The sequence below is a fragment of the Pedobacter cryoconitis genome (assembly GCF_014200595.1).
Classification (GTDB): domain Bacteria; phylum Bacteroidota; class Bacteroidia; order Sphingobacteriales; family Sphingobacteriaceae; genus Pedobacter; species Pedobacter cryoconitis_C.
Genome location: NZ_JACHCG010000004.1, coordinates 51,268 through 62,491 on the forward strand (window position 1 = coordinate 51,268; position 11,224 = coordinate 62,491).

An 11,224-nucleotide genomic window follows, 5' to 3' on the forward strand; every position below is an offset into this window, starting at 1 on the left:
AAAATTAGTGACCCCCTTCTGCTTCGATATGTTCAACATCAATTCCTTGTCTCTTCAATACCGAACTCACTTTCCATGCAAAGAATATCAGGTAAACAAACCCAAACAACGGGATAATATAAGAATGGTGGATACCATGTGTATCTGCTAATTGTCCCTGTACCGGTGGTAAAATAGCACCACCTAAGATCATCATAATCAGGAATGATGAACCCTGGCTTGTATATTTACCTAATCCTGTAATTGATAAGGCAAAGATAGAAGGCCACATAATTGAACAGCATAAACCACCACTGATAAACGCAAATGTCGCAACCTCACCTGTAGTCATTAAACCAACAAGCATACAAATTACGCCTAACGTGGCGAAAATAGCCAGTGTTTTAGCTGGTTTCTCCTGACCAAGGAAAAATCCTACGATCAATACCGCTACACAAACACCATAGATATATAAGTTACCTACATCTGTACCTGTAAAATGGTTCACTAAAAGAATCACGCCAAAGGCTACAAAAGGGACAACAACAGTTAATATGTTCTTTGTAATTTTTGATAAATTAAAGGCACTCACCGCCCCCGTCCAACGACCAATCATCATACTTCCCCAATATAAAGCTATATAAGGTTTAATCGCAGACTCAGGGAAGCCACCAAACTCTTTGAGGTGAAGTAAAGCACCTAAATTACTTTGGATCGTTACCTCAACCCCTACATAAGTAAAGATTGCGATCATTCCCATAATCAGCTGAGGATATTGCATTGCACCCCATTGATTTCCATTCTCTTTCTTTTTAAGCAGTACAAAGATCAATGCACCGATAATAATAGCCAGTGAAGAGTATACAAAGTTTGCTTCAGGCAAGTTCGTTAAACCAGCTAGCGGTTTAGCTGCAAGTACCATTAAAAATCCAAGGATAATTACTAAAAGCGGCCCGTTTGATTTTGGACTGGCTTCCATCGTTTCTTTACTGGTTACTTCAGGTAATTTAGTGATGGCATAGAAACCAGCAACTAATAAGAATAATCCTGAAAGGGCATAGTATAAGGTAGTAATTGAAGAAATCTCTACTGTTTTTGCTACTGCATCACTTGCAGAACCAAATAGTACCAGACTCACAATAACCGGGCCCATCAAACCACCAAAGTTATTTACTCCACCTGCAAGATTAAGGCGGTGTGTTCCGCTTTCTGGCGCACCCAGGGCCACCACAAATGGTTGCGCCGCTGTTTGCTGTAAAGAGAAACCTATTGCAATGACGAAAAAGGCGATTAAAATGAAAAAGAATGATCCTGAATGAACAGCAGGAACCATTAACAGGGCACCACCGGCAGAAACAATCAAACCAAGGATAATCCCTTTTTTGTAACCTATTTTGTTTAGGATATCTACTTTACTTGCCTGAGAGGCAAAGTATAAAATCAATGAACCAATAAAGTATCCGCCATAGAACGTAAAGTCAATCAGTTGAGATTCAAATTGTGTGAGGTTGAAATGTGACTTACAGAAAGGTATAAAGATACCATTCGATGCGGCCACGAAGCCCCAGAAAAAGAACACGGTGATGATCGAATACAACGCCGTTCCATAGTTTTGTTGTTTTTGGTTTTCCATTGATTATGCAAGTTTTTTTTTGGTTGTTTGAAACTATCTTGTGCTTAGGATTGTTCCATATAATTATAGTCAGGATATTATCAATACTTAGTGTCGATAATACAAGGCATAAACATAATTAAAATATTGTGTATAGTGTATACAATAAATGAAGCAAAAAAAATAGGCGGTATTATACTTTAAAATCAGATATTAGCGCCAAATATATGTGAGTTGAATGATTGAAGCAATATTACAGGGGATTGGTGCGGGTATTTTGTTTTCGTTTTTAACGGGCCCGGTGTTCTTTTCCATGATCAAAACCAGCATTGAAAAAGGCTTTAAAGCTGGTTTTTCTTTGGCCATCGGAGTGATTTTAAGTGACATTATATTTATTAGTCTAACGATCTTCAGTTCGCAGTTTGTGGATTATAATGCAGATTATAATCAATACATCGGCATAATCGGAGGTCTTTTCCTTTTGGGAGTCGGTCTGTATTACCTGATCAACAAGGTCACGGTCAATTATGAGACTTCCGAAATTGTAAAGGTGCGCAAACGCGGATATATCATTAAAGGATTTCTGATGTGCCTGTTATCCCCTACTACTTTAATGTTCTGGATCATGGTGGGTGGTATAGTATCTGGTCAGCTGCATTATGCGATGGCCGAAAAAGTCGTATTCTTCGTAGTAGCTATGTGTACCCAGCTTTTCGTAGACTTTATTAAAACGTATTATGCTGCTAAATTAAGATACCGGATTAAGGAAAAAAATATCAAGATCCTGAACAGGATTGCGGGTGCTGTCATCATTATTTTCGCAATCAGATTGTTTATCGAAGTAGCGATCAAATACTACAGTTAGTACAAAGGGTGATTTCACCCTACTCCTGCAGGCTCTCCAGTAGGCACAAATACTTAAATGGGATCCGACAATAAAAATCAGCTAATTTCACAGAGAAAAATATGATTTCATAAAAAACCCCGGTACTGGTGATAGTACCGGGGTTTTAATTTAATCTTGCTTAGTAAGCTCTCTGGTTACTTCCTTCTTTCCAGTTCACAAAAGCTTTGTTAACGACTTTGTTTCCACCTGGGGTTGGATAGTTACCTGAAAAATACCAGTCACCTGTATGATTAGGGCAAGCAATATGTAAGTTATCCAGTGTCTGGTAAATTACTTCTACTTGTGCAACTGTATCAGCAGGGGTAATAATTTTTGTAATCTGTGCAGAGATCTCTTCCTGTTTGAAAGGTCTGTAGATGTCTTTTACATGGTTTACAATTTCTTCTTTCGGTAATAATAAAGAAGCTTTACATTTTTGATATACTTCTTCAATGATATGTTCTAATCCGCGTTCTTTTAACAGCTGTATGGCTGCTTCAAAGGCTACGAACTGACCTAATTTCGACATGTCAATTCCGTAACAGTCAGGGTAACGGATTTGTGGTGCTGAAGAAACAATAATAATTTTCTTAGGGTGTAGCCTGTCGATAATCTTGATAATACTTTGTTTCAGTGTTGTTCCTCTTACAATAGAGTCATCAACTGCAACTAATGTATCTACATCGTTTTTGATTACACCGTAAGTGGTATCATAAACGTGCGCCACCATTTCTTTACGGTCAGCGTCAGCAGTAATGAAAGTACGCAGTTTAACGTCTTTGATAGCCAGCTTTTCTACGCGTGGAGCCATAGACAGCAATTCATCAAGTTCAGCGTCTGTCAGGGTTTCTTTACGTTCAATAAGTGTCTCCTTCTGGATCTTCTTAATGTGCTTGTGTACGCCTTCTACTAAACCGTAAAATGAGATTTCAGCAGTATTTGGAATAAAAGAGAAAACTGTATTTTTCAGATCTGAGTTTACTGCATTCAGGATCTGGTCAATCAGTAGTCTTCCTAATTGTTTTCTTTCTTTATAGATATCTGCGTCACTTCCGCGGGAGAAATAAATACGTTCGAATGAACATGCTCTTTTTTCCTGTGGTTCTCTGAAGATTTCCTGTGTTACTGTACCGTCTTTTTTAACAATCAGCGCATGTCCTGGTTTAATTTCCTGAACACTGTTAATGCCTACGTTAAATGCGGTTTGAATTGCCGGACGCTCTGAGGCTGCCACAACAATTTCATCATCCTGGTAAAAGTATGCGGGACGGATTCCTGATGGGTCACGCAGAATAAATGCGTCTCCGTTTCCTACGATTCCTGATATGGCATATCCACCATCCCAGTTTTTAGCTGAACGGGTAAGGATATTCGCGATGTTCAGGTTTTGAGAGATTTTAGCGGTAATCTCTACGTTTGATAGTCCTTCTTTTTTGTAAGTATCAAAAAGTTCCTGATTCTCGTCGTCAAGGAAGTGACCGATTTTTTCTAATACGGTAACGGTATCAGCTTGTTCTTTCGGGTGTTGTCCGAGTTCGTATAATTGCTCTAGTAATTCATCAACGTTAGTCATGTTGAAGTTACCTGCAATAACAAGGTTACGTGTCATCCAGTTGTTCTGACGAAGGAAGGGGTGACAGTTCTCTATACTGTTCTGACCATGTGTTCCGTAGCGAAGGTGTCCTAACAATACCTCTCCTATGAAGCTCACATTTTGTTTCAGCCATTCTGCATCCTGCATGAGTTCAGGTGTCTCATTTTGAATGTCTGCAAATTTACCCTGTACATATCCGAAGATATCTGCAACGGCATTCTGTGCCATCGACCTGTAACGGCTGATGTACCGGTGACCTGGTTTTACATCTAATTTGATTGTTGCAATTCCTGCGCCGTCCTGCCCTCTGTTGTGTTGTTTCTCCATCAAAAGGTATAGTTTGTTCAGTCCGTAAAGGGCTGTACCATACTTTTCCTGGTAGAATGAGAGAGGTTTTAAAAGACGGATAAAAGCAATTCCGCACTCGTGTTTTATCTGGTCACTCATTTGTTTGTGGTTTGAGCCGCAAATTTACCTTTAATAAAAATCAGAACCTAGCTAAAAATACATTCTTTCATCAGCGAAATGTATGTTTTTGGGGGTGATGTAAAGGATATGGGGGAAATAAAGACAGGCTATGTTCGAGCTGGAAATTCCTTAGGCCCGAAGAGGGCAAAGAAAATTTAGGCTCTTCACATTAGCATGACTTTATTTCCCCCATATTCCACATAGGTAAAATGTAAAAAACATACATGTGGTGAGAAAGGATTGTAGTTTTAGAGACGGCCTTTACTTTATTCTGCGGACATCTGTTTGTTGGCGTGTTAATAGGCGGAAAATTAAGAAGAAGCATAGCTGAGAAACATTAAGAAGAAACTAAATGGAGAAATATACTGGAAACATACCGGAGAAACGTGATAAAGAAATCAGGAAGAAACTTTGCGGAGAAGCGTGCCAGAGAAATATACTGGAAAAGCATAGCGGACAACTGTGATGATGAAATCAGGAAGAAACTTTGCGGAGAAGTGTGCCAGAGAAATATACTAGAGAAGTATAGCGGACAACCGTAATGATGAAATTAAGAAGAAACTTTGCGGAGAAGCTTAGTATAGAAAAGTTTAATAATGTTAAAAAAACATACTAAAGTCATGTATTAAAAAATTGTTTTTCATCAGAATGTGGGGATAAACTTTATGTTTTATTTGATGCTTATGGATCAGATATGGCAGGCTCAACTGATCTTGAATGGAATAAAGAGTGTTATGCAGAAACCAGTCAGTCATCATATTATAGTTTTTGTTTTGAACCAACCGGTTGGAATACATAAAACATCCGCCGGCAAACAGGGTATTATCTATAAAGGTTTCATCGGATAAGTAAAGTTCTACCTGCTCGTTGATTGATTCACCTTCGTAACAATCAATCATATATTTAACCCCCTGACTCATTTTCAGGTTTATGTAATCAAGTTCATCTTTAATAGAATTTCTTTTAGTATGGGCAAATAAAAACAGGTCATAATCTTCGTTTACAAATTCCATCATATGCTCAACAAAGCCATCTAATATGGTAAAGGTGGAATCTACCCATATGTAATAATCAAAATCAGGTGCATCCTGCCACCCCATCATCTTTGGAATCTTACCTTTCAATCTGGGGTGCAGGCTATTTACCCTGGACTGTGTATTACTATCATTATAGCATGCTTTAAAAAAGGAATAATCGTTATTTGAGAGGGAATGCTCTATTACAAGCTCTTTAGTATTTCCACCAAAAGCCGCAGTAATTAATAGTATGTTCTTCATATCTTAAATATTATTATTCAATATAATTAATGCCCGGCAATACTTTAGGTTTTGAAGAATTTAGGGACAATCGTCCCCGAAAAAGAATACTATATCGGTATAGCTTACTACTGATATAGCCCAATGGACTTGATCAAATACTGACTAATTTCACGTTTCTGGTATCAATTTTGCCAAATGGTAGTTTATTGAAATTTTAAAAACATTGATTAAACTATAATTAACTAAAGTTAAACAACTTATCATTTAATATGAATCAGACGCAAGAATTAGGTGCCTTAAATAGCAAACATAATCCGGGAAAGGGCTTTACTTATTTCGCAATTTTTATACTTATTTTATTTACTGCGATCTCAGGTTTTATATATTTTGGAGCAATCGCAGCAGTCAAGGAAGGAAAGATGAATTTCTCAGGAGATATCAGCATACTTTACTGGGTAATTGCATTTATTATGGGGCTTGGGCTGGCGATACTATTACTGGCACTCAAACAGAGTCAGGGCAAGACTTTTTATTTATATGAGAAAGGAATCGTAACTGAAGGAAACGGACAAAGTAAAACTCAGCTTTTTGAGGATTTAGAGGATCTCTATTTATTTAGCTCAGGACGTACTTTCTTAACGAATAACATTGCTTTCCGAAATAGAAAAGATGGAAATTGGGAAACTATAACTGCCCGCTATCCTAAGGTGTTTAAGGCTATTGATTTTATAACCACTCAGCATGAGGCTTTATATGTTCTCTGGGCATTAAGAGAATTGGAAGCGGACAGGAGTATTACTTTTCATTATATCAACTATGATACGGCTCTAGGTAAAAAGCTGTTTGCTACGGGTACACAATCTTTCCTGAATGTACAGCCGAAAGAAATTATTGTGACCAGAGATCACCTGATCATCGATTCTGAAAAAATCATGATATCAGAGCTGAATCACTTTGCTGTAAATAATTGGATTAGCCAGATCAGCTTGCATAATAAAGAAAATAAGGTGATTTTCAGTACGGCCACAAACGGAATTTTCAGTGGTAAAAGCTTCGTGTCTTTAATGGACAGATTGATAAATCACTCCAAATAATAAATCGCAAAAAAAAGTCATTTAAGACAATTCTATATTATGATTATCTACAAAGGCTGGGGCCCTTTAGCTCTTCTAATTCCAGTTGCTACTATTCTGATTGGTATATTCTTCTTTGGCAAGAATGGAAATGCAGGACTTGAACTTTTCCTTTACTGCCTTTTAGCCTCAGCGCCCCTGGTTTTTATAACCGGATTAAGATTAAACAGAAAATCTGTCCATGATCTTTATTTTATTCCTCTGCAATATTGGGGCATCATCTGGGGCCTAATCGCAGCCGTAATTTTAATTTACAAAAATATACAAGGTTATTAAATGTTAAACCCATCGATTTTAATTTAATCAGGAGCTTATTACATGATACCATTATTGACACCCCTGTTGATACAATTATTGATAAACTCCTGATTAAACATAAGATTTATGTCCCTGGAAAGCTTAGTGGTTTCCTGATTCCGGGCGTAACCACAATCCCACCCATATAGGCCTCATTCGCCTCACATTCCACACCATTGATATAACAAATATTCGAAGGATACCCCTCTCCATTATCCCTGTATTGTCCGGCGCATCCATGTCCGAACATATCTGAGTTATAAAACACAACTGCTCTTCCCTGTTTATCAGTTGCTGATGAAACACACGTAATACACACATAATCCGGATAACGTAAGGAGACCAGCTCTACCTTCTGTTTACACACTGGACAAAATTGTCTATCCATCGTTTCTTTATTTCGAGTTGTCATCTGTCGTATTTATTATTACATGTATCTATTATCAAACTATACATGTTATTAATATTAAGCGTAAAGAGAAGGAAATTATTATAAAGTCCCCTACCAAAATATCTATTTAGAATTTCACCCCCTTTTAGTTAGAATTTCATCCTGCCTGTTCATAACAAACCAACGATTTTGCGGTACCAAATTAACATTTAAAAACGATGAAAAAATTAAACTACTTAGCAGTAATCGGATTAATGCTCTGCGCAACCAGCTGTAAAAAAGAGGCAGCTCAGCAAAATGGAGCCGCCGGAAAAAACACAAACACACAAGCTACCGGAGACTCGGCCGTCTTCTCGAAAAACCTTGTATTCAGCACCAACGGGCTCAGTAAAATCGCAGCAGACCTAGCCGGATCAAACCAGGCACAAATCCAGAAACTAATTACTAACCCCGCCTATGCTGCTCTGACAAAAACCACCAGCACAACGGCCGTCGGCACTCAGGGAACAGAGCTGAAATGCCTCGCTCTGCAATGGGCAATCTCACCCGGAAGAGATACCGCAACCAAATACCTCGACAAAGCAAAAAGCAATTTACTCGCATGGGCAGCCGTCAATACCCCGAATAGCAGCACCCCATCAGAAGCCGCTTTTATAGAGATTTTCGAAGCCTACTCCATCATCAGGTCAGCTATCCCGTCAGCAAATAAAACAACCATCGATGCCTGGCTGAAAAAGACCGGAACATACTACATCACCAACGCAGCAAACTACACTAACAGAAAAAACAACTGGGAAACAATCAGGCTCAATCTTCTTTACGACATCGGCTATATCCTAAACGACGCAACCATTCTCAACCACGTTAAAAGTGCCTATAACGTTCAGCTCAATGCTAACCTTTTTGCCGGTGGAAAAACAGAAGACTACGTCAACAGAGATGCATTCGCCTACCATGCCTATAACCTCTATTTCTATGCAAGAATCCTCAGAGCAGTTTCCCTGTACGACGGTCAAACAGCCGGGAATGATTTACTCAATAAAAAGAACAACATCAACATTAGCCTACCCAATACAATGACCTTCTGGGAACCCTATATGATTGATCCGGCAAACAATGTTCACCTTGAATTTGTCAATACCGGCTATGTCCCGGACAAGACGCGCTCTGATTATAACAAACCCTATAACCCATCAAGCACCGTTTACGTCTTAGACCAGTTAGCCTACAGTTTTCCACAAGTAATCGATTATGAAAAAATCATAGTTGGCGCCAGTACAACCAGATTCAAAAACTTAGAATACTACCTGAATACACTCGAATACAACCTGTAAAACATTCACTTTGCAGCCAGAATACTAACCAAATATTTGCCTGTACTGTCTAGCCAACCAGACAAGGCACAAAGCTATTCAACTAATTAATCAACCAGACTATCCACCTTTCCAACCCTACCCAACCCTGGAGGATAAAAACAAAAAAGAGACAACCATATTCCAGACATTGTTCATTCTTCATGAACGCCGTCTGGAATATGGTTGTCTCTTTTTTGTTTTTCCCGAGAGTCCCCCCTTTACACCTTACTCGAAACCACCTCTCTTGAAAAGAATATCGAAGCACTCTGATCAAACACCTGACTATCCCCCGTGGTATAAAAACTCATATCCCCCTCCTTCGTCAACACACTCTCTATCTCAGGATGCCTGTTTAAGTAATCAACCAGGCTCTCAGCCACAATATCCCCCTGAACAACCAATCGAACACCATCCGGCAAATAAGCCCTGATCTTAGGCACTAACAACGGATAATGCGTACAAGCCAGTAATATTGCGTCAATGTCTCCCGACTTCGCTAACAACTCATCAATATACTTCTTCACAAAATAATCCGCCCCCTCGTTCCCATGCTCATTATTCTCAATCAGCGGAACCCACATCGGGCAACTCTGCTGCACCACATTTAACGAAGGAAACTGATGATGGATCTCTATCGGATAAGAATCCGAATTAACCGTTCCCCTTGTCCCCATTACCCCGATCGTGTTTGACTCCGTATACCTGCCAATTACCTCTGCCGTAGGCCGGATAACACCCAGCACGCGGAACCCCGGATACTTTACCGGTAACACCTTTTGCTGAATCGTACGCAACGCCTTTGCCGAAGCCGTATTACAAGCCAGAATCACCAGCGGGCAACCCTGCGCAAATAACCACTCCACGCACTCCAGCGTATACTGATAAATCGTCTCAAAAGAATGATCCCCATAAGGAGCCCTTGCATTATCACCGAAATAGATATAATTATAATCAGGCAATGATTTCGCGATGGACTCAAACACAGTCAAGCCACCATAACCCGAATCAAAAACACCAATAGATTTCTTATTTATCATGACAAAAAAAACGGCACCGGGGAAATACCCGGTGCCGCAATTTAAATATTTTTTAAATACTATTTTTTAGGAGCTGGAGCTGCTGAAGCAGAGATACCCAATTTAGCTTTAACTAAAGCAGTAACATCGTCACCACCTTCCCAGGCTAATAAATTGTTTGCACCATTCTGTGCAGAACTATCAAATACATAAGCTAAACCTTTTTCTCTGGCTACAGCTTTAACAGCTGTTTGGAATTTAGCATTTAAAGGAGCTAATAACTCACCTTGTTTAGTCGCAATATCTTGTTGAGCTTTTTGGCTTGCTTCACCGATACGTTTTTCCATATCCTGCAATTCAACACCCATAGCTTGTAATTCTTTACCAACTGTTTCTTTGTTAGCCTCACTCAAAGTTTTGTTTTTAGCAACTGCTGCTTCATACTTTACAGTGTACTCACTTCTCATTTTTTCGATCTCAGCTTGTTTTTGTTTTTGAAGAGTCTCTAAAGTTGCTGATGCAGTTTTTGCTTCAGGCATAACAGCAAAAATAGCTTCAGAATCCAGATGTGCAATTTTTTGTTGAGCACTAGCAACATTAGCAGTAAACATAAGGCCAGCTGCCACAAAAAATACGTTAATTAACTTTCTCATTTCTATTGTTCTTAATAATTGTTTTTAAAATTTATTTAGGTGTGTTTTTACTTTACGGTGTTTGGTTTATAACCCAATCTGATAATAACGTCATTACTCAGATCATAATTGCTGCTCGCGTAAATCATCATTGTCGCTTCACTACTCTTATCAAAGATAAAATCAAGGAACTTTGTTTTTGCTAAATCAGCAATCACACCAGTTACTTTATCCTGAATAGGCTTAAGCAACTTTGCCCTGGTCTGGAAAAGCTCTCCCTCAGGGCCGAACTTCTGACGCTGAAACTCCTTAGCAGCCTTTTCCTTCTCGATAATATCATTCTCTCTGCGCTTACGCATATCATCAGTCAATAACACCTGGTCTGCCTGATAAGCTTTGTACATTTTGTCAATCGCCGTAAAGTTGGCATCAACCTCTTTTTGCCACTGCTGAGACAATACATTCAGCTGATTCTGTGAAGACTTATACTCAGGTAGATTCTTAAGGATGTACTCCGTATCAACATAAGCGAACTTCTGTGCAAAAGCACCAAAACCTGCGAAAACTAAAACCCCGATTAAAATAATTTTTCTCATTTCTCT

General features: G+C 38.9%; 11 protein-coding genes. 4 read left to right on the plus strand and 7 right to left on the minus strand.

What is annotated here, in order from left to right; translation table 11 throughout:
• Window positions 1-4 precede the first annotated feature (4 nt).
• Complete coding sequence (locus tag HDE70_RS19915) at window positions 5-1,612, minus strand: MFS transporter (RefSeq protein ID WP_183865759.1); 1,608 nt, start codon at window positions 1,610-1,612, stop codon at window positions 5-7.
• Window positions 1,613-1,829: 217 nt separating this feature from the next.
• On the opposite strand from HDE70_RS19915, the gene HDE70_RS19920 reads away from it, so the two are divergent.
• Window positions 1,830-2,456 carry a LysE family translocator gene (locus tag HDE70_RS19920; protein WP_183865760.1) on the plus strand — a complete coding sequence of 209 codons (627 nt, stop codon included), beginning with the start codon at window positions 1,830-1,832 and terminating at the stop codon, window positions 2,454-2,456.
• Window positions 2,457-2,616: 160 nt separating this feature from the next.
• Here the strand turns inward: HDE70_RS19920 and HDE70_RS19925 are convergent, their stop codons facing one another.
• Window positions 2,617-4,518 carry a class II glutamine amidotransferase gene (locus tag HDE70_RS19925; protein WP_183865761.1) on the minus strand — a complete coding sequence of 634 codons (1,902 nt, stop codon included), beginning with the start codon at window positions 4,516-4,518 and terminating at the stop codon, window positions 2,617-2,619.
• A 620-nt stretch (window positions 4,519-5,138) separates the two neighbouring features.
• Window positions 5,139-5,816, minus strand: a complete 678-nt coding sequence (locus HDE70_RS19930) for a glycosyltransferase domain-containing protein (protein WP_183891669.1) — start codon at window positions 5,814-5,816, stop codon at window positions 5,139-5,141.
• Between the two features lie 251 nt (window positions 5,817-6,067).
• Between HDE70_RS19930 and HDE70_RS19935 the strand changes: the two genes are divergently transcribed.
• Complete coding sequence (locus HDE70_RS19935; RefSeq protein ID WP_183891670.1) at window positions 6,068-6,892, plus strand: hypothetical protein; 825 nt, start codon at window positions 6,068-6,070, stop codon at window positions 6,890-6,892.
• 39 nt (window positions 6,893-6,931) lie between these two features.
• Complete coding sequence (locus HDE70_RS19940; protein WP_183865767.1) at window positions 6,932-7,207, plus strand: hypothetical protein; 276 nt, start codon at window positions 6,932-6,934, stop codon at window positions 7,205-7,207.
• 106 nt (window positions 7,208-7,313) lie between these two features.
• Here HDE70_RS19940 and HDE70_RS19945 read toward each other — a convergent pair whose 3' ends face one another.
• Complete coding sequence (locus tag HDE70_RS19945) at window positions 7,314-7,640, minus strand: hypothetical protein (protein WP_221302111.1); 327 nt, start codon at window positions 7,638-7,640, stop codon at window positions 7,314-7,316.
• 197 nt (window positions 7,641-7,837) lie between these two features.
• Here HDE70_RS19945 and HDE70_RS19950 point away from each other — a divergent pair, with 197 nt between their 5' ends.
• The gene (locus tag HDE70_RS19950; protein ID WP_183891671.1) at window positions 7,838-8,953 is read left to right on the plus strand and encodes a hypothetical protein; all 1,116 of its coding nucleotides are present in this window, start codon (window positions 7,838-7,840) and stop codon (window positions 8,951-8,953) included.
• A 239-nt stretch (window positions 8,954-9,192) separates the two neighbouring features.
• Here the strand turns inward: HDE70_RS19950 and murI are convergent, their stop codons facing one another.
• The 3 genes from murI to HDE70_RS19965 are packed head-to-tail and all read right to left on the minus strand — an operon-like array spanning window position 9,193 to window position 11,218.
• Window positions 9,193-10,011: a glutamate racemase gene (gene murI / locus HDE70_RS19955; RefSeq protein ID WP_183891672.1), complete on the minus strand. Its 819-nt coding sequence runs from the start codon at window positions 10,009-10,011 to the stop codon at window positions 9,193-9,195.
• A gap of 59 nt (window positions 10,012-10,070) precedes the next feature.
• A complete protein-coding gene (locus HDE70_RS19960; protein WP_111634712.1) occupies window positions 10,071-10,643 on the minus strand; it encodes an OmpH family outer membrane protein in 573 nt (190 codons plus the stop codon).
• A gap of 47 nt (window positions 10,644-10,690) precedes the next feature.
• The gene (locus tag HDE70_RS19965) at window positions 10,691-11,218 is read right to left on the minus strand and encodes an OmpH family outer membrane protein (RefSeq protein ID WP_068407637.1); all 528 of its coding nucleotides are present in this window, start codon (window positions 11,216-11,218) and stop codon (window positions 10,691-10,693) included.
• Window positions 11,219-11,224 lie beyond the last annotated feature (6 nt).